The sequence below is a fragment of the Limimaricola sp. AA108-03 genome (assembly GCF_050847355.1).
Taxonomy (GTDB): Bacteria; Pseudomonadota; Alphaproteobacteria; order Rhodobacterales; family Rhodobacteraceae; genus Limimaricola.
Genome location: NZ_CP193755.1, coordinates 1,604,679 through 1,623,092 on the forward strand (window position 1 = coordinate 1,604,679; position 18,414 = coordinate 1,623,092).

Here is an 18,414-nt window from a genome sequence, read left to right on the forward strand (position 1 = left end):
TTGCTGCCCATAGGAACGATGATTGTGGCAACAGTGTGGCGGCGCCGTTCACAATTCGGCCGTAAGCCACTCCGGGCAAAGGCGTTTGTCCATCGGACCCAAATCAACACCCTATGAATCTTCCCGGGGCTGGGACGAGCCGGGCAATCTCTTTCAGGCATCGAGATGAGCTCCGGGACGCGACGCTTCGCTCGGCCGCCGCCGGCCATCAGCCGCATGACCCGGCATGCCAAGTCGCTGGTCCGCTGGCCCCTTGGAAACAGACGGACGATCGGTCGAACAATCGACCAAGCCAAAGCAAATTGACGCCCCAAATCGGGGCGAAAGCTTTAAGGGAGCGCGAGCTTCGTCATGGTTTGATCCTCGATTAAGGCACGCGTTCGAAGAACCGTTACCGACTGCCCACAGGACCCGTTTCTTGACCTATCTTTCCCAGCCACGTCTGGCCTTGCTCTGCGTTCTCTTCTTTGTCGAGACGCTGATGATCGTCGCCGTCTATCAGTTCGGCGTGTCGGTCGAGTGTCGCGCCAGTGCGGCGGAACTGTGGTGCCAACAGCTGCGCGGATCGCTCGGGCGCGGGATCACCGTCATTGCGGCGTTGTCGCTTTACTTCGTGGCCCGGCCCAAGGCCGGGAAGACCCTCGTGGCCCTGAGCGGCGGCGCGACGTCCGGCCTCTGGCCCGCCATTCACGCATTGGGGATAGCGCTGATCTTCTCGCCGGTGATCCTCTTCGGTCCGGCCCTGCTGCAGGACCGGCTGGAAACGGCACTGCCGATCATGGCGGCCGGGGCGCTCGCCGGGGCTCTGGGGGGTGCGTTCTGGATGGTGTCGCCGCGTGGCTGGGCCGTCTGGTTCGCCGACCAGCGCTGGGTGCCGGTATGGCTCGCCCTGATCGCAGCGCTGCTGCCCGAGGCCGCGACGACGAGCGGCATGCTCTGGAACTGGGACTGGCTGGCGCGGCCGACATTCCAGGCTGTGGCGCTGATCATGTCGATGAGCGGACTCGCGGTCATGGTCGATGTCTCGGAATACATCATCGGCGCCAATGACTTCTTCGTGCAGATCGCGGCGGCCTGTTCCGGGGTCGAGGGGCTGGCCTTGGTCACCGGCTTCGTCGGCCTCTACGCGGTCCTATTTCGCGACACGCTGCGGCAGCGCCGGCTCTGGCTGGTGCTCTGGCCATTGGCACTTGGCCTGAGTTGGGTATTCAACGTCATCCGGATCGCCATCCTGGTGATGATCGGCGTGGGTGGCGCCCCGGACCTCGCGGTGAACGGGTTCCACAGCTATGCCGGCTGGCTCGCCTTCACCATTCTGGCATTGCTGATCCTGGCCCTGGCCCAAAGCCTGCCCTGGCTGCACCGAAACCGCGCCGCTCCATCTGCGCGCACGCCGTTGTTGCGAGATTGGGATGCGGCGCGGATCCTGCCCTTCGTGGTCTTCATGATCTCGGGCATCGTCGTTTCGGCGTTCTGGACTGCGCCCGAGGCGGGCTACCCGTGGCGGGTGATCGCCATGGCCTTGTCGCTGGCGCTATTCTCACAGGTCTACGCGCGGCTGGAATGGCGCCCGGATGTGCTCTCTCTTGCCGCGGGCGGAGTCGTGGGGATCGGCTGGATCTTCGCCGGCGTGGCAAGCGGCGCACAGGCCACGATCACCGATCTTGCCGGGCCGATCGGTGGTGCTGCTCTGGCACTATGGATCGGGGCCCGGCTCGTCGGGACCATTATTCTGGTACCGATGATCGAAGAGCTTTTCTTCAGAGGCTACCTGCACGCCCGGATCGATGATGGCAGTATGCGTCTTCGCTTTCTGGCCTTTACCATATCGGCTATGGGCTTCGCCCTTCTGCATGGGCAATGGCTTGCCGCCGGAATGGCGAGCTTGGTGTTCTCGGCCTTGTTGATACGGCGAGGCCGCGTCGGCGATGCCGTCGCGGCCCATGTCTCGGCCAATGCCGTCGTTGCCCTGTGGGCCGTTTCGAGCGGGAACTGGGCCCTGATCTGAAGACGGCGGGGCCGCTCAGCCGCGCTTTCTATTCCGCTCCCACGCGAAGATCAGCATCGCGGCCACGGCAGCGACAGCCAGCAAGCCGCTCGACGCGTCGATCTCCGGAACCGCATGCGGCTTGCTCTTGTAGGCGTACCAGTCACGCCAGGAAAAACGCCATGTCGCGAAGCTTGGCGTTGCCATGGCGGCAAGGAATGCGGCGCTGGTTGCGAGTCGCACGGCAGTCTTCATGGTCGATCCCCTCACATTTGCTCCGTTAAAAAGACGCAAATGCGACATGTTTCGCAAGGGTTTGGGGCCAAATTCGACGCAATGTCCGGCCTAACTAAACAGTGGCGGCGCGGCGGAATTATTGTTGTCGCTTTCCGGCGCAAAAATGTCCGGTCCGCCCGAGATGATGCCCGCCGCTACTCGCTTCGTCGCACTCGTCAGGGGTGGAACAGGAATATCGACATACTCAATCCTCTTCGTCGTTGAGGCCGCCACCGGTCTGCAAGACAGGGTCGCCGCCGGGCCGATAATCCGCGCGGTCTTCATCATTGAATGCGGTGCCATCGGCGCCTGCGGGGGTCGTCACGCCCGTCTCACCTTGCATCTCGGCGCAGGCCGCGAGCAGGAAGAAGACCGGCATCATGGAATTGTAAGTCATCTCGATTCCTTTGGCTGATGGCGGGCCAACGCCCCATGGACGGATCGGGTCCGGGCCGGATCCGACCGGACCTCCGCCTGCCATCTGAAGAGATGCTTCAGCGCGCCAGCACCAGCTCGGCCCTGAGCCCACCCAACCGCTCGCTGTCGCCCAGATGCAGCGCGCCGCCATGCGCATGGGCGATATCCGCCACGATGGCGAGGCCGAGGCCGACGCCGGTGCCGCGATCCTGGTTGCGCGCGGGATCGAGCCGGGTGAAGGGGCGCATCGCCTCTTCGCGGCGCGCTTCGGGGATGCCGGGTCCGTCATCCTCGACCAGAAGCCGCAAGCTGCGCGGCGACACGATCAGCGATACCTCGCAGCGCGTGCCATAGCGCAGCGCGTTGCCGATCAGGTTCTCGAGCGCGCGGCGCAGCGCCGTGGGTCGCAGCGGCATCGCTTCGCTCCTGCCCTGCACCGGCCGCATCTCCACCGCCTGCCCGGTGCGCCGCGCATCCTCGACCACCCGCGCGGTCAGCTCCTCGGGGTCGATCCGCTCCACCTCGTCGCCCGCATCGCCCCGCGCGAAATCGAGAAACGCGTCTAGAAGCCGGCGCATCTCGTCCACGTCGCCGACCAGCGGACCCACCTCCTCCTCCGGCAGCATCGACAGGCCGAGCCTGAGCCGCGTCAACGGCGTGCGCAGGTCGTGGCTGATCCCGGACAGCATCAGCCGCCGGGCCTGGCTCTGCCGCTCGATCCTCGCGCGCATGTCGAGAAAGGCCATCCCCGCAGCCCGCACCTCCGAGGCACCGCCCGCCCTGTAGGGCACGAGCCGTCCCTTGCCATAGGCGGCGGCCGCCGCGGCGAGCCGGGTGATCGGCCGCAGCTGGTTGCGCATGAAGAGATAGGCCACCAGCGTCAGCAGCGCGCCGAGCACCACGATCAGCACGATCAGTTGGTGCGGGTTGCTGGCCGACACCCGGCGCCGGTCGAAGCCCAGCTGCAGCGTCCCGTGATCGGTGCCGGCCCAGACCGAGACCTGACGCCCGGCGGTCAGCTCGACCGCCTGCACGTCGTCGAGCCCGGACCGTAGCGTGGCGATGACCTGCTGACCCGACAGATCCCACGGCTTGACCGAATCGCCGCCGGGCGGCGCCGGGGCAAAGCGGGTCTCGAGTTCGAGCGGCTCGCCCAGCCGGGCCGCCGCCTCGGCCGCGGCGGCGCGCCCCGGCATTGCATTCACGGTTTCGGCCACATAGCGCAGATCGATCAGCACGGATCTTGTCATCTGCCGCGTGACGCCTTCGAAATGGCGCTGCACGAAGCTGATCGAGATCACCAGCTGGAGGGTGACCACGGGCAGCAGGAGGATCAGCGCGGCGCGGCCCTGCAAACCGCGCGGCATCCATCGTTTCAACCAGTCGAAGGTCATGGCGCAAGCTAGCCGCCCGGACCGGAAAGGAAAAGCATGAGCGACGACGCCCGCGCACGCCTCGAGCCGGGGCTGGTGCGGCTCCGCGCGGCCAATCCCTCGCCGATGACCGGGCCCGGCACCAACAGCTACGTACTGGGCCGCGACCGGCTCCTCGTGATCGACCCCGGCCCGGCCGAGAACGGACATCTCGCGGCATTGCTGGCCGAGATCGACGCCCGCCCGGTCGAGGCGATCCTCGTCACCCACGCGCATCGCGATCATTCCGCCTTGGCCCCTGCCCTCGCGGAGGCCACCGGCGCACCGATCTGCGGGTTCGGGACCGCGCATGCCGGGCGCAGCCCGCTGATGCGGCGGCTGGCCGAGGCCGGTCTTGGCGGCGGCGAAGGTCTCGACGCGGCCTTCCGGCCCGATCGGATCCTGCGCGAAGGCGAGCGGATCGGCGCGGGCGGCACGCCGGTCACCGCGCTGCACATGCCGGGCCACATGGCCGGGCATCTGTGCTTCGCCTGGCGGGGGGCGGTATTCTCGGGCGATCTGGTGATGGGCTGGGCCAGCACCCTGATCTCGCCACCCGATGGCGACCTCGCGGAGTTCCGCCGCTCCTGCGCGCGGCTGCGGGCGCTGCAGCCCCGGCGGCTCTATCCTGGCCACGGCGCACCGGTCGACCGGCCGGCGCCCCGGATCGACTGGCTGCTGTCGCACCGCGCCGAGCGCGAGGCGCAGATCGTCCGCGTCCTCTCGAAGGGCCCCGCCGATGCGAGTGAAATCACGCGGCAACTCTACGTCGACATCCCGGCCGAGTTGCAGGGCGCGGCGCGCCGCAACGTCCTCGCGCATCTCCTTGATCTCATGTCGCGAAACCACGCGATCGCCGAAACGCCCGGTCTTGCCGAGGCCCGATTCAAGCTGACGTGAGGGGAGCGAAATTTTTCCGCCCCGGCCTCTGGACACCCCCGATCCAATAACTGTATATCGCCCACATGTTCCGGCGTAGCTCAGCGGTAGAGCAGTTGACTGTTAATCAATTGGTCGTAGGTTCGATCCCTACCGCCGGAGCCAAATAATTCTAAGCTACTGCTTCTGAAGGGCTTTTTCGACATGGCGTCGAAGAAGCTCTTTTTGCATGCGATTCCTGTCTCACCGCCGGTCACAACCGCTGGCACAGGAGTCGAAGACATGCGGTCCCAAGTCTCGGCACAGTCGCACCTCGAATACCGGCCGTCAGGCGTCCACTGGCGCCGACGCTGGCCTCGACGTGTCCTGAAGATCTGGACCCCATCGAAAAAGATCGCACTCCTCTTCCCGCTACGATCCCACGTCCTTCCCGACGCGAAGGTCCTCGCTCAGAAACTTGCGCTTCTGAGCGACATCGCCTTCGCCGGAGTGACGGAGAGAACGATGGCGATCGCGCCCGACATCATGGAAAGGCTCCTCGTGGAGCTTTGCCGCTTCCTGATCGAAGCGGCCGATGTCGCGCGCGAGATGGCCCCATCTCGAACGCCCGAAGTTGCCGCTTACGAACTGGCTTGCGCCAATGCTGCCGTCGAGACGCTGCGGCACGCTATCGCGAGCCGCGACCGTGAGCGGGCCCGCCAGCCGCTCCGTGAGGTCGCCTTGCGTCTCGGTATCGCTCTCGACGAAGCCGATCCCGACTGGCAGCGGCTCGCGTTTCGCGCGCTCCGCGTCATGCTCGATGCCGAGCAGGAGAACCTCCGCCGCGATCAGGGCGACTTCGGGGGGCCGTCACCGGCCTTCCAGACAGCTCGCTCCCTACTCGATGGGGGAACCCCATCGGCTGTCGTCCAGCCTCTTGAACCGCTGGCGCATCCGGCACCGATCATGCCGCCTGCCATGCCGGCAATGGACGACGCGTCGACCATCGCGACAGCGGCCTCCAAGCAGCCTCACGACGCGCCACGGACGGGTTTCTCGCCCCGTATTGAAGTCGCCGCCGACGAGGTAACCCCTGACGCCAAGGCATCGAAAGCCATGCCCGAAAGATCGTGTCCCACGACGTGGTGTAGCTCTTGGCTGGCCTGACTGGTGTCGGCGGGCCGAGCTGATCAGTCCGTCTGCGCGGCAGGCAGGCTGACGATGGGATCGTCGCAGACTGGCGCGAGCGTTTCCAGCGTCATGTAGCGGGAGCGCTGCACGGCCCATTCCTCGGTCTGCTCCATCAGGATCGCTCCCACCAGGCGACGGATGGCGGCCTCATTGGGGAAGATGCCGACGACATCGGTGCGCCGTTTGATTTCCCCGTTCAATCGCTCAATCGGATTCGTGGAGTGCAACTTTGCCCGGTGCTGCTGAGGAAAGGTCATGTAGGCAAGGACATCCTCTTCGGCCCCGTCCATGAGGGTGGCGAGCTTCGGCAGCTTGCCCCGCATCTGGTCGGCCACGAGGCGCCATTGCGTTCTGGCCGCGCTGTGGTCGGGCTGGGCAAAGGCCGTGGCGATGAAGGCCGAGACCACGCGCCGGCTGCTCTTGCCGGCATGGGCCAAGGCGTTTCGCTGGAAATGTACACGGCACCGTTGCCAGGTCGTGGACAGCACACGAGCCGTAGCGGCCTTGATGCCTTCGTGGGCATCGCTGACCACCAGCTTCACGCCGGACATCCCTCGGCGCACGAGATCGCGCAGAAAATCGGTCCAGAACGTCTCCGCCTCGGAGGGCCCGATGGCCATGCCAAGCACCTCGCGACGGCCATCGGTGTTCACACCCACGGCGATGGTGACGGCGACGGACACGATGCGGCCGCCTTGGCGGACTTTCAGGTAGGTGGCGTCGATCCAGAGATAGGGCCACTCGCCCTCGATCGGTCGAGTCAGGAAAGCATCGACCCGCTCGTCGATCTCCTCGCACAGCCGACTGACCTGGCTCTTCGAGATGCCGGTGCCGCCCATGGCCTGCACGAGATCGTCCATGGCGCGCGTCGAGACGCCATGCACATAGGCTTCCTGAATGACCGCCGTCAGCGCCTTCTCCACGGCTCGCCGGGGCTCGAGAAACGAGGGGAAGTAGCTTCCCGTCCGCAGCTTGGGAATGCGCAGCTCCACGTTCCCGGCCCGCGTCTGCCAGTCCCGGTCACGGTAGCCGTTGCGCTGCGCCCGACGCTCAGGGCTCTTCTCGCCATAGGCGGCGCCGGTCTGGCCGCCGACCTCGAGCTCCATCAGGCGCTCGGCGGCAAAGCCGATCATCTCGCGTAGAAGATCCGCATCACCGCTCTTCTCGACGAGCTCTCTCAGGTCCATCATGGGTTTGGTCATCGGGGGCATCCCTCGGTTCAGGTTGGCTTTCGCAACCCGACCCTACCGAGAAACCCGATGGCCGCCTCAGCTACACCACGCCCAGGGACATGACCGAATCCCATGGCCGACCCATGCTGCCGTGTCTTGAAGCTATTGCATCCATGCAAAGGTCGCCCGGTGGCGACGCGATGTTTCGGCGCCCATGATTTCAGGGCCCATCCGCACGAAATCGCGCTTCCCAATCAGGCGTGGCGAGAAGATGCAACGCTAAGCGGGCCGCTTGGACATGGCTTGAGCGCCGCTTGCTTCACTCTCGTCGAGGCCATTAAGGGCGCCTCCGCGCCGAATACAAACTCTTAAGTCGCCGCAGTCATCGGTTGCGAGCGCGGCTTTGCTCACGGTACCCCGGCATGATTGCACGCAACCTCAATACGTCCCTGCGCAGACGGCCCCGGGCCAACCCGATGCGTGAGTTCGATGCCCTGCCGCCTGCCTTGCGGCAATGGTTGAGCCAAGCCCGCTTGCCCAGGAGCGCTCGGTCGGCCCTCAGGATCTGGCGACGAGCATCGGCTCGACATGGGGAGGATCTGGCCGCTGTAATAGCGGCCCTTGAACAAGCTGAGCGAAGCACTCTGTTGCGAGATATTCCCAGGATCTGGAGCGAGGCACATCCGGGCATTGATACCGGGACTCTTCCTGTTCCTGCTGCATCCCGCGCGCGAAGCGGACCTTCCAGCGTCAGTATGCATCAGAGGTAGACCAGTAGAGCGGCCCTCCCTGGCGCGAGCAGCGAACGACCGTTTCCCGCCCGCTCTGCCAAAGCGTCGCGAACGGCCCTTAACCGACATTGGTGGATCGCGCGGCGAAGGGCCGCTGTTCTTTTTAGAACATCGACCCGACGTCGGATGCCCCTGTCGGGTAGGCTGCCGGCATGGCCTTCACCTGCGCCGCCGTCAGCCCCAGCTTGATCGCCAGGGAGAAGACATTGATCAGCTCGGCATAGTCCGGGCCGAACATGTGCGCGCCGAGGATCTTGCCGTCCTTGCCGGTGATGATCTTCGCGCCCGCATGGCTTTCTCCCAGCCGCTTCTGCGAGAACCAGCCCGAGGTGTCGGTGAAGCTGACATCGACATCGCCCCTTGCTCGTGCCTCCTCCTCAAGCAGGCCGACCCGCGCCAGTTCGGGAATGGTGAAAACGACGCTCGGAACGCCGGTGTAGTCCGGCTCGGTGCGCTTGTCCTTCAGCATGTTCGAGGCCGCGATCTTGCCCTCGAACACTGCCACCGGGGTCAGCGGTTTGCCGGGCGAGGCGGCCGCGTCGCCGGCGGCATATATGCGCGGGTTCGACGGGGATTGCAGCCAAGGGGTGACCTTCACGCCGCCATTCTCAATTTCGATCCCGGCAGCGGCGAGGTCGAGATGGTCGATGGCGGGCACGCGGCCTGCGCCGTGGACGACGAGGTCGGCCTCGATGGCGTGGCTCTCCCCCGCCTTCCGATAGATCACGTGGTGCGTGCCGTCTGCATCCTCGATGCTCTCCGGCACGGCCTCGGCCACGATCTCGATCCCGGCGGCGCGGCTGCGCTCGATCAGCATGTCGACGAGATCCGGATCGAACATCTTCAACTGTCGCGCGCCGCGGTCGAGGATCGTCACCTGCGCCCCGGCCCGCGCCGCGATATGCGCGAACTCAAAGGAGACGTAGCCGCCGCCGACGAAGACGATCCGGCGCGGCAGTTCGGCGAGGTTCAGGAAGTCGTTGCTGTCGATCAGCTTCTCGGTGCCGGGGAAATCCAGCAGCCGCGGCTTTGCCCCCGTGGCGATCAGCGCGTGGCGGAAGGCGATCTCGCCGTGACCGTCGATCGCGAGCCGATCCTCGGCCGTGAAGCGCGCGCGGCCATGCAGCGTCCGCACCCCGGCCTCCTTCAGGCCGCTTTCCATGTTTTCGGGCACGGGGTCGGTGAAGCTCTCCTTGTGCTTCATCAGCGCCGGCCAGTCGATCCGGGTCTCGCCGGTGATGCCCTTGCCGGAAAGTCGCCGGGCGGCCTCGGCCGCCTCGGCCCCGGCGCGCAGCATCTTCTTCGGGTCGCAGCCCCTGAGCGTGCAGGTGCCGCCATAGGGCAGCTCGTCGACGATGGCTGTGGACCAGCCGGCCTTGCTGCATTTCTTCGCGGCGTTGATCCCGGCCATGCCGGCGCCGATGACGATCAGGTCGAGCGTGTCGGTCATCTCTGCTCCTCGTTTTCCATAGGTCGGGCAATTGTGGTGCTGGGTCTCAACGGTAGCGGCCTAGCAGTCGTTCGCTCAGTCCCCAGATCACCGCTGTGCCAGCGCCAATCGAAAGGCCGAGCAATAGCCAGCCAGCCTCGCCCAGCGGCACCAGCCCGGTGCCATGCCCCAGCACCGGCAGCGTCATCGCCAGCAGGAAGGGCCCGGTGTAGCGGCAATGCACCCGGCCGCAGCGCCGGATGTTGAGAAGGCAGGCGCCACCCATCCATGCCAGCGCCAGCACCCAGATCGCGGTCTTGGGCCGTCGGGCAGCGGGATCGCCAAGAGCTTGGCGCCGATAGGCAGCCACCACGCAAGGACGGCGCTGAGGGCCGAGCCAAGGAGGTCGCGCTTCGATCTCTCGCTCATGGGGTCACCCGGCGCAGCAGCTGAGCGCGGCCACGTCCTTCTCGAAGGTCTGGGCGGCGAGCTTCAGCCCCTCGACGGTGGTGAGATAGGGCATGATGGTGTCGCCCAGCTCTTCGTAGGTCATGCCAGCCTTGAGCGCCATCGCAGCCGCCTGGATGCTGTCCGCGCCCTCGGGGGCGAGGATCTGCGCGCCCAGGAGCCGCTTGCTCCCGGCATCCGCCACCAGCTTGACCAGCCCGCGCGTGTCGCGGGCGGACAGCGCGCGCGGCACGGCGTCGAGCGGCAGAACCGAGGTGACCACCTCGTGTCCGGCGGCCCGGGCCTGCGCCTCGCTCAGCCCCACGCCCGCCACTTGCGGGTCGGAGAACACCACCCAGGGCATCGTGCCATTGTCATAGCTGCGCGCCTCGCCCGCCACCGCATTGCGGGCAGCGAGCTTGGCGCCATAAGCCGCCATGTAGACGAACTGGTCCCGCCCGGTGACATCGCCCACCGCCCAGACGTTCGGGTTGGCGGTGCGCATCTGCGCGTCGACAACGATACCGCCCCGTGCATCCATTTCGATCCCGGCCGCGTCGAGGTTCAGCCCGTCGCTGTTCGGCACCCGACCGGTGGCGAGCAGCAGTTGCTCGGCTCCGAAGCTCTCTCCGCCTGTTGCGGTCAGGCGCACCCCGCCGCTGTCGCGTGCCATGCTCTCGTAGCCACTGACCCGCGCCAAGCGGATGCCTTCCTCGGAAAGGTAGCCTTCCAGCGCCTCGGAAACCTCGGGCTCGGCCTCCGGCAGCACGGCGCGGCGGCTGACCAGCGTCACTTCGACACCGGCACGGGCGAATAACTGCGCCAGTTCCACCCCGATATAGCCCGCGCCGAGGACCAGCATCGAGGTGGGTAATTTGGTCAGCTCCAGCGCCGAGGTGCTGTCGAGGGCGTCGACCGCCTCGATACCGGGGATCGCCGGCACATGCGGGCGGGCGCCGGTCGCGATGACGATCTTCGCCGCCGGGAAGGCATCGCCGCCCACGGTGAGCCCGCCCGCATCATCGAACCGGGCGCGGCCCTCGACGTAGTCGATGTTCTCGTGCCGGGGCAGCACGTCGGCGTATTTCGCCGCCCGTAACTCCTCCACCAGCGCCTGCTTCTGCACCACCGTCGCGGCCCAGTCGGTGACGTCGGCCCCGGCCTCGATGCCGTCGAACCGGGTCGCAGCGCGCGCATGGTGCAGGCCCTCCACCGCGCGGATCAGCGCCTTGGAAGGCACGCAGCCGACGTTGACGCATGTGCCGCCGATGGTCCCGTCGCCGATCAGGGCGACCCGTGCGCCAGTTTCTGCGGCGGTGATGGCGGCCGAGAACCCGGCCGAGCCGGCGCCGATGACGGCTAGGTCGTAGGCGCCGCCCTTGGGGGTGCAGCAATCTCTCATGGCAGACTCTCTCAGTTGGTGCTTTGGCGCCGCCAGAGCGCATAGAGGGTGATGCCGATGAACACCGCGAGCGCTGGCAGCAGAACGATGTCGAGCCAGCCCAGCAGCGCCGACAGCCCGACCGCGCCCAGCAGGACCACCAGGATCGGGGTGAAGCAGCACAGCGCCACGATCACAGTGCCGATCAGGCCGAACCTCAAGAGGCCGGTTCGGGCGGGGTCGGAGGCAGGATGCTCATTCTCGGATCTCATGACCAAGCCTTCGCCATAAGGCGGGCCGGTCCTTCGGATGCGCCTACTTGCCCAGCCTGCCGCTGCCTGTTCTCATGTCCAGATGTCATCGCTGCGCCCTTGATTGCTGCGTAGTGACCGGCAATGTAGGGTCTGTAGCCACTACAGGATCAAGGGATTTCTCGATGCCATCCGGTCACGGCGATGCGACTGTGTTGAAGCGCTCGGAACTCGCGCAGCACACCGGCTGCAATCTCGAGACCATCCGCTACTACGAGAATGTCGGGCTGATGCCCGATCCGCCGCGCAGCCCCTCTGGCCACCGGCAATATGGAGCGATGCATGTCGAGCGTCTGAGTTTCATCATACGCGCCCGGGAACTCGGCTTCACCATGAAAGAAATCCAAGGCCTGCTGTCCTTGGTTGATCGAGGCGAACACACCTGCGCTCATGTCGAAAAGATGGGGCGCCATCACCTCGAGGTGGTCCGGGCAAAGATTAGCGATCTTCAGGCCATCGAGACCATTCTGTCTGAAACGATCTCGAGCTGCACTGGAGCGGGCACGCCGGACTGCCCTCTTCTTGATGTGCTCTCGCTCAAGAGAATGACGCCTTAAACAGGGTCGTTTTTTCACTTCCGGACTCCCCCCTCCTCCTTGCCCGAGCGGGAACTCCGCCCTCAGGCTGCTGTCACAGGCCAAATCGTACCAGACCGGTCCCCTATCCTTCAGCCCAAGCACCATTCGAAAGGGCTGAAACAGCCACGGCGCATGAAGAATTTGCCTCGGGAAAACGAAAGGCGCAGTGTGGATAGCAGTCTTTCCATCAGTATACCGGTGCTGACTGCCCCCGTTCGGGCCGTGCATTTGGGGCCCTGAGCATTTGGCAGCGCCAGCCGAAAAGCTGCGCAAGCAAGGGGGCTTCCCAGTAGAAGCGGGGGTGCCTTCATCGGCCCTTGCCGCGGCCTTTCCGCAGATCGGCATCGACACCAGGCGCGTCCTGCGCGCCGTCGGCGATATCGGCTTGGACGCGTTTGTGAGGTCGAACGTTTTCGCCATTCTCTCGATGAGGGTGACAGCCTACGCGGCGATCCGCAGAACGCATATCGACGGGCATGAAAGACATGCCGAGCACTGGCAAGCGCATCTTCTAAAGGCCGATCTCCGGGCCTCCACGGCACAGGCCCTACCGTATCTGTGGATCATCGCGCTTTTCACCCCGCTGACACTACCCGCACCGTTGCGGGGCCTCTCGCCATTCGCTCGCTGGCTCCTGCTTCTTAGCTCTTTTGCATATGTCACACAGGCTCTGAAGCGCGGACGCGATGAGGGCGAAAAGGTCGAGTGGGTTTCGAAGGACAATCGATTGGCGGCGTCCGCATCGAAGCCCAACCAAAGCCTCCCGTCGTCTAAGGGCGCTTTCCGCTGCGCGCACGCGCGCAGCAGCGGATAGCGCGATGGCAATGGAGCTCGCCGCCCGAACCTTGCTGAACGACCCAATCGACTCCACTCGATAGCTCATCCGGGTGCCACGCGAGATCAGCCTTGTTTGGCGCGGTGTCGGTGGTCAGCAACGGCAATCAGCGCGACAGGCCAAGCTTTGTGGATCGCCCCGCCAAGTTCGAGATCGAGGCGAACCTTCATCGACCGCATGAGAAATGGCCTGAATGCGCGCGCGCTCATCAGAAGCGCATCGCGGCGAATGGCGAGGCCGCCAGCGGCTGAGCACGACATCTCGGACGGCGCGCCTGAAGGCGTCTTGCCTTTGTCACCTCGTTCAGGCGTGGTGGTCCATCCCGTGCTGGTCCGGCCGGTACGGGTTGCCCGCCTTCGGGTAGAGGAAGACCTTCGTGCCCAAGGGGACCTTATCGTAAAGCTCGATGATGTGGTCGTTCACCAGCCGAGCGCAGCCGTTCGAAACCGCCTGACCGATCGTCGAGGGCTGGTTGGTGCCGTGGATGCGCAGATAGGTGTCCCGGCCGTCGACGAAGAGATAGAGCGCCCGTGCCCCGAGCGGGTTGTCGAGACCGCCGGGCATGCCATCCTCGGCGTATTTCTCGTATTTCTCGGGCTCGCGCCGCACCATGGCCGGGGTCGGCTTCCAACTCGGCCATTCCTTCTTGACCTGAACGACGTAGCTGCCGGCGTGATAGAGATCCGCGCGCCCGACGCCGACGCTGTAGCGGATCGCGCGGCCTTCGGACAGCGTCCAGTAGAGCGCGAACTCGTCCGGCATCACGTGGATCTCGCCCGCGGGAATGCCCGATGCGATCTCGACCTCGCGTGGCAGGAACTTTTCGGGCAGCGCGCCCCCCGCATGCGCCTGCGCCAGGCCCGGCAAGGCAGTCCCGGTTAGACCGAACCCCGCCATCCGCGTCAGAAACTGTCTTCTCTGCATACCACTCGCCTCGTGATTGGTCGCCTGTGACAGACCAAGAATATTCGGGCCGATTCGGTTCGGCCAGTTCGATATCGCAAGGATATCTTTCCGATGATCGGTGCGAACGGGTCAGCCCTCGTGGGACAAGGGTGCCTTGCCCCCCATCACCTGGAGCATGAATGAGCCCGAGGCTGTGATCGTCAGGAAGCCGTGGAACGCCTCGATTCCGGTGATGAAGCGCAGATGGCCATCCGGGTTCAGATCGCCGCGGCCCAGCGTGGTGAAATTGACCAGCGAGAAATAGAAGTAGTCCATGAGCGTCGGGTCGGGCGCATCGGGTGAGGAAGGCTTCAGGTCGCCGATCTGCAATCCCTGCACCGCCCAGACAAAGGCGAAGGTGTAGATCAGCGCCTCGATCACATGCGCCACGGTGATCGCGCCGATCGTCATGGAGAGATGACGGCCCCGGGCATAGGCCGGGCCGGATGCGATTGCATCCGAGACCTGCTTGAGCGTGACATAGTGAATGGCGCTGCACAGCGCCACGACGACGGCGGATATCACGATGGCCAGGATCATGCGACCTCGACGGCATGGCTTATCGGATCGTATCGCGGATCAGTCACGCGCCTTTTCGAGCAGAGCGACCATTTCGCGGAACTTGGTGCGCTGCTCGTCCGGATTGCCCGAAAGGATCGCGGCTTCGAGGCAGTGATTGGTGTGATCCTCGATCAACAGCCGCTCGACCGCCTTCAGCGCTGAACGCACCGCCGCGGTCTGGGCCAGCACATCGACGCAGTAGCGGTCCTCCTCGACCATGCGCGAGATCCCCCGGACCTGACCCTCGAGCCGCGCCAGCCGCTTCTGGATCGCCGCCTTGTTCTGCTTTTCCTGCATGCTCATCGCCTCCAGCCAAGCCTTCTGCCTCCGGCCCATGGAACCATACGCCATCCGACCGGTTCCGAACATACCCTATGTGGGTATCTCGACGACATATACCCCACTGGGGTATACTGAGGCATCGGGGCGCCGAGTCGGCGCTTTCGGAGCAAAGGAGGACGCGCCATGGACCACGATTGCCATGCGCATGCGCATCACCACGATCTGCCCGGCGACCGCACCGCGACCGATCCGGTCTGCGGCATGTCGGTCGATGTCGAGACCGCGAAGCATGTATCCGAGCACGAGGGCGAGACCTTCTATTTCTGCTCGGCCAAGTGCCGCGAGAGGTTCGACACAAGGCCCGAGATCTTCCTCGATCCCGCGCTGAAGGCCGCGCCGCCCGAGCGCGAAGACGTGATCTACACCTGCCCGATGCATCCCGAGATCGAGCAGGTCGGTCCCGGTTCCTGCCCGATCTGCGGCATGGCGCTCGAGCCCAAGGGCATTCCGATGACCGAAGGCCCGAGCGAGGAATATCTCGACTTCCGCCGCCGCTTCGTACTGGGCGCGGTGCTGACCGTACCGCTGGCGGTGATCGCGATGGGGCGGCACTTCGCACCCCATGCCTTCGCCATCATCTCCGCGCCAATGCTCGACTGGATCGAGCTGATCCTCGCCACGCCGGTGGTGCTCTGGGCGGCGTTGCCGTTCTTCGAACGCGGCTGGGCCTCGATCGTCCGTCGCAGCCTCAACATGTTCACGCTGATCGCGCTCGGCGTCGGCGTCGCCTATGTCTACTCGGTCGTCGCCACCGTCGCGCCACAGCTGTTTCCGCCGCAGTTTCGCGGTCACGAGGGCGAGGTCGGCGTCTATTTCGAGGCGGCGGCGGTGATCGTTACGCTGGTGCTGCTGGGCCAGCTTCTGGAACTGCGCGCGCGCGAACGCACTGGGGGGGCGATCCGCGCGCTTCTCGACCTCGCGCCCAAGACGGCGCGGCTGGTCGACGCGCAGGGCGAGCGTGACGTGCCGCTCGACATGGTCCGATCGGGCGACCGGCTCCGGGTGCGGCCGGGCGAAAGCGTGCCGGTGGACGGCGTGGTGGTCGAAGGTCGCTCCTCGATCGACGAGAGCATGATCACCGGCGAGCCGATCCCGGTCGAGAAGGCGGAGGGCGACCCGGTCACTGGTGGGGCATTGAACCAGACCGGCAGCTTCGTGATGCGCGCCGAGAAGGTCGGCGCCGAGACGATGCTCAATCGCATCGTCGCCATGGTGGCCGAGGCGCAGCGCAGCCAGGCGCCGATCCAGAAGCTCGCCGACAAGGTGTCGGGTTACTTCGTCCCGGCGGTGGTCGGCGTCGCCCTCCTTGCCTTCGTGGTGTGGAGCCTGTTCGGCCCCGACCCGGCCATGGCCTTCGCGCTGGTCTCTGCCGTGTCGGTGCTGATCATCGCCTGTCCCTGTGCCCTGGGCCTCGCCACGCCGATGTCGATCATGGTTGGCGTCGGCAAGGGCGCTGGACACGGCGTGCTGATCAAGAACGCCGCCGCACTCGAACGCTTCGCCGCCGTCGACACGCTGGTAGTGGACAAGACCGGCACGCTGACCGAGGGCCGCCCGGCGCTGGTCGAGGTGGTAACCGAGGGCATGGCGGAGGAGGAGCTTCTGGGCCTCGTCGCCGCGCTCGAGGCGCAGTCCGAACACCCGCTGGCCCGCGCCATCGTCGAGGGCGCGAACGAGCGTGGCATCCCCCTGCCCGAGGTCGAAAGCTTCGACAGCATCACCGGCAAGGGCATCTCGGGCCGGGTCGCGGGCCGCAACGTCGCGATCGGCAATGTCGCGATGATGCAGGAAGCGGGCGCCAACACGGCATCCCTGTCCGAGCGGGCCGATGCCGCGCGTCGCAAGGGGCGGACGGCGATCCTCGTGGCCGTCGACGGTCGCGCGACCGGGCTGGTCGCGGTGGCCGACAGGATCAAGGAAACGACGCCCAAGGCCATCGCGGCGCTGCACGAGGAAGGGCTCAGGATCGTCATGCTGACCGGCGACAACGCGGTCACCGCCCGCGCCGTGGCCTCCGATCTCGGTATCGACGAGGTGATCGCCGAGGTTCTGCCCGCCGACAAGCAGGCGGCGATCCGGCGGCTGCAATCGGAGGGCCGCACGGTGGCGATGGCCGGCGACGGGGTGAACGACGCGCCTGCATTGGCGGCCGCCGATGTCGGCATCGCCATGGGCACCGGCGCCGACGTCGCGGTCGAAAGCGCCGGCATCACGCTTGTCCGCGGCGACCTGACGGCGCTGGTGACCGCCCGGCGGCTGAGCCGCGCCACGGTCCGCAACATCAAGCAGAACCTGCTCTTCGCCTTCCTCTACAACGGCCTCGGCGTGCCGGTGGCGGCAGGCCTGCTCTACCCGTTCACCGGGCTGCTGCTGTCGCCGATCATCGCCGCCGCGGCGATGAGCCTGTCCTCGGTCTCGGTGATTGGCAACGCGTTGCGCCTGCGGGCGGCGCGGGTCGGCTTCGAGACGAACTGAACCAACCGGGGCGCCGCCGGGCCAGCGGTCCGGCGGCGCCCCTTCGTATGTAGACGGACCCTCCCCGGTCCGGCAGTAAAAGGAGAGTTTCCATGTCCTACTGGCGCTTTGCCGCGATGATCGCGACCTCGACGGTGGTGATGTTCGGGCTGATGTACATCAACACCTATGCCTTCGAGCACGTCTTCTTCAGCGAGACCCGGACCTACATGGCGCTCCTGATGGGTGCGGCGATGGCGGTGATCATGCTCAGCTTCATGCTGTCGATGTATTCGAGCAAGGCGATCAATGTCGCGATCTACGCGGGCGCCGTCGCGGTGTTCGGCCTGACGCTCTGGCTCATTCGTAGTCAAGAGACGGTGGACGACACCAGCTACATGGCGGCGATGATCCCGCACCATTCGATCGCGATCATGACCTCCGAACGGGCGCAGATCGAGGATCCGCGCGTGCGCAAGCTCGCCGACGAGATCATCGCCGCGCAGCGCAAGGAGATCGGCGAGATGCGCCACCTGATCGCCGATATCGAGGAGAACGGCATCGCTACGGACCCGGCGCTCGGCGAATCCGAAGCGCCCGCCGAGGAAGGCACCGTCGAGGAGGCGCTGGACTCCGCGCAACTGGCCGGCCTCGACCCGGCGGGATTGACCCCCGAAGAGATCGAGACCGCGCTCGAACGCGACGCGACCTGCGAGTTCCGTCGCACAAACGAAGGCGAGCCGGTCCTCGCCATGGCAGGCGAGAACGGCGCGATCAAGCTGTCTGGCGTGCTGATCCCGCTGGCCGCCGGTGGCCCGATCGCCGTCGAGACGCTGGAAGACGGCGCGCGGTTCGCGGCCGAGGGCGTCGATGTCTCCGTCATGCCCGACCCGGGCGCCGACTGGACCGACACCGATGGCAGCCTGCGCCGCGCCGAGGCCGAGATGACATTCCATCTCGAAGAGGGCCTGCGGGTGGGTTATCGCGGCTTCCTCGACTGCTCGGCTTGATCCCGGCAGAACTCCGC

20 protein-coding genes and 1 tRNA gene are annotated in these 18,414 nt (G+C 66.0%); 10 read left to right on the top strand and 11 right to left on the bottom strand.

The features are described from left to right. Positions 1–418 precede the first annotated feature (418 nt). On the top strand, positions 419–2,008 hold the full coding sequence (gene xrtE / locus ACRAQ3_RS07875) for an exosortase E/protease, VPEID-CTERM system (RefSeq protein WP_432254226.1): 1,590 nt from the start codon (positions 419–421) through the stop codon (positions 2,006–2,008). A 15-nt stretch (positions 2,009–2,023) separates the two neighbouring features. Here the strand turns inward: xrtE and ACRAQ3_RS07880 are convergent, their stop codons facing one another. The 3 genes from ACRAQ3_RS07880 to ACRAQ3_RS07890 form a co-directional block, all read right to left on the bottom strand. Continuing rightward, a complete protein-coding gene (locus ACRAQ3_RS07880; protein WP_432254227.1) occupies positions 2,024–2,242 on the bottom strand; it encodes a VPEID-CTERM sorting domain-containing protein in 219 nt (72 codons plus the stop codon). Between the two features lie 226 nt (positions 2,243–2,468). Continuing rightward, positions 2,469–2,645 carry a hypothetical protein gene (locus ACRAQ3_RS07885; RefSeq protein WP_269398513.1) on the bottom strand — a complete coding sequence of 59 codons (177 nt, stop codon included), beginning with the start codon at positions 2,643–2,645 and terminating at the stop codon, positions 2,469–2,471. A gap of 112 nt (positions 2,646–2,757) precedes the next feature. After that, positions 2,758–4,074 (bottom strand): ATP-binding protein, encoded by a 1,317-nt coding sequence (locus tag ACRAQ3_RS07890; protein ID WP_432254228.1) that lies wholly within the window; start codon positions 4,072–4,074, stop codon positions 2,758–2,760. A gap of 36 nt (positions 4,075–4,110) precedes the next feature. Between ACRAQ3_RS07890 and ACRAQ3_RS07895 the strand changes: the two genes are divergently transcribed. From ACRAQ3_RS07895 to ACRAQ3_RS07905, 3 genes are all read left to right on the top strand, one after another. Beyond that, positions 4,111–4,992 (top strand): MBL fold metallo-hydrolase, encoded by an 882-nt coding sequence (locus ACRAQ3_RS07895; protein WP_432254229.1) that lies wholly within the window; start codon positions 4,111–4,113, stop codon positions 4,990–4,992. A 69-nt stretch (positions 4,993–5,061) separates the two neighbouring features. Continuing rightward, positions 5,062–5,136: transfer RNA gene (locus ACRAQ3_RS07900), tRNA-Asn, on the top strand. 39 nt (positions 5,137–5,175) lie between these two features. Beyond that, positions 5,176–6,117, top strand: coding sequence for a hypothetical protein (locus ACRAQ3_RS07905; RefSeq protein WP_432254230.1), 942 nt, complete (start codon positions 5,176–5,178; stop codon positions 6,115–6,117). A 23-nt stretch (positions 6,118–6,140) separates the two neighbouring features. Here ACRAQ3_RS07905 and ACRAQ3_RS07910 read toward each other — a convergent pair whose 3' ends face one another. Then, positions 6,141–7,343 (bottom strand): IS256 family transposase, encoded by a 1,203-nt coding sequence (locus ACRAQ3_RS07910; protein WP_432254231.1) that lies wholly within the window; start codon positions 7,341–7,343, stop codon positions 6,141–6,143. A gap of 392 nt (positions 7,344–7,735) precedes the next feature. Between ACRAQ3_RS07910 and ACRAQ3_RS07915 the strand changes: the two genes are divergently transcribed. After that, a complete protein-coding gene (locus ACRAQ3_RS07915; protein ID WP_432254232.1) occupies positions 7,736–8,083 on the top strand; it encodes a DUF6525 family protein in 348 nt (115 codons plus the stop codon). 124 nt (positions 8,084–8,207) lie between these two features. On the opposite strand, the gene ACRAQ3_RS07920 is transcribed toward ACRAQ3_RS07915, so the two are convergent. The 4 genes from ACRAQ3_RS07920 to merF all read right to left on the bottom strand — a co-directional run bounded on the left by ACRAQ3_RS07920 (position 8,208) and on the right by merF (position 11,633). Next, on the bottom strand, positions 8,208–9,554 hold the full coding sequence (locus ACRAQ3_RS07920; RefSeq protein ID WP_432254233.1) for a dihydrolipoyl dehydrogenase family protein: 1,347 nt from the start codon (positions 9,552–9,554) through the stop codon (positions 8,208–8,210). Between the two features lie 46 nt (positions 9,555–9,600). Further along, positions 9,601–9,903 (bottom strand): hypothetical protein, encoded by a 303-nt coding sequence (locus ACRAQ3_RS07925; RefSeq protein WP_432254234.1) that lies wholly within the window; start codon positions 9,901–9,903, stop codon positions 9,601–9,603. A gap of 63 nt (positions 9,904–9,966) precedes the next feature. Next, positions 9,967–11,382, bottom strand: a complete 1,416-nt coding sequence (merA, locus tag ACRAQ3_RS07930; RefSeq protein WP_432254235.1) for a mercury(II) reductase — start codon at positions 11,380–11,382, stop codon at positions 9,967–9,969. Positions 11,383–11,393: 11 nt separating this feature from the next. Then, complete coding sequence (gene merF / locus ACRAQ3_RS07935) at positions 11,394–11,633, bottom strand: mercury resistance system transport protein MerF (RefSeq protein WP_432254236.1); 240 nt, start codon at positions 11,631–11,633, stop codon at positions 11,394–11,396. Between the two features lie 164 nt (positions 11,634–11,797). Between merF and ACRAQ3_RS07940 the strand changes: the two genes are divergently transcribed. The 3 genes from ACRAQ3_RS07940 (at position 11,798) to ACRAQ3_RS07950 (ending at position 13,336) form a co-directional block, all read left to right on the top strand. After that, positions 11,798–12,229, top strand: a complete 432-nt coding sequence (locus ACRAQ3_RS07940; protein WP_269398262.1) for a MerR family transcriptional regulator — start codon at positions 11,798–11,800, stop codon at positions 12,227–12,229. 265 nt (positions 12,230–12,494) lie between these two features. After that, on the top strand, positions 12,495–13,064 hold the full coding sequence (locus ACRAQ3_RS07945) for a hypothetical protein (RefSeq protein ID WP_432254237.1): 570 nt from the start codon (positions 12,495–12,497) through the stop codon (positions 13,062–13,064). A 92-nt stretch (positions 13,065–13,156) separates the two neighbouring features. Beyond that, complete coding sequence (locus ACRAQ3_RS07950) at positions 13,157–13,336, top strand: hypothetical protein (protein ID WP_432254238.1); 180 nt, start codon at positions 13,157–13,159, stop codon at positions 13,334–13,336. 52 nt (positions 13,337–13,388) lie between these two features. Here the strand turns inward: ACRAQ3_RS07950 and ACRAQ3_RS07955 are convergent, their stop codons facing one another. The 3 genes from ACRAQ3_RS07955 to ACRAQ3_RS07965 all read right to left on the bottom strand — a co-directional run bounded on the left by ACRAQ3_RS07955 (position 13,389) and on the right by ACRAQ3_RS07965 (position 14,888). After that, a complete protein-coding gene (locus tag ACRAQ3_RS07955) occupies positions 13,389–14,009 on the bottom strand; it encodes a L,D-transpeptidase (RefSeq protein ID WP_432254239.1) in 621 nt (206 codons plus the stop codon). 111 nt (positions 14,010–14,120) lie between these two features. Continuing rightward, positions 14,121–14,570 carry an ion channel gene (locus ACRAQ3_RS07960; protein WP_432254240.1) on the bottom strand — a complete coding sequence of 150 codons (450 nt, stop codon included), beginning with the start codon at positions 14,568–14,570 and terminating at the stop codon, positions 14,121–14,123. A gap of 39 nt (positions 14,571–14,609) precedes the next feature. Beyond that, positions 14,610–14,888 carry a metal-sensitive transcriptional regulator gene (locus ACRAQ3_RS07965; RefSeq protein ID WP_085897830.1) on the bottom strand — a complete coding sequence of 93 codons (279 nt, stop codon included), beginning with the start codon at positions 14,886–14,888 and terminating at the stop codon, positions 14,610–14,612. Between the two features lie 168 nt (positions 14,889–15,056). On the opposite strand from ACRAQ3_RS07965, the gene ACRAQ3_RS07970 reads away from it, so the two are divergent. Continuing rightward, positions 15,057–17,408 (top strand): heavy metal translocating P-type ATPase, encoded by a 2,352-nt coding sequence (locus ACRAQ3_RS07970; protein WP_432254241.1) that lies wholly within the window; start codon positions 15,057–15,059, stop codon positions 17,406–17,408. A gap of 92 nt (positions 17,409–17,500) precedes the next feature. Continuing rightward, positions 17,501–18,397 carry a DUF305 domain-containing protein gene (locus ACRAQ3_RS07975; protein WP_432254242.1) on the top strand — a complete coding sequence of 299 codons (897 nt, stop codon included), beginning with the start codon at positions 17,501–17,503 and terminating at the stop codon, positions 18,395–18,397. Positions 18,398–18,414 lie beyond the last annotated feature (17 nt).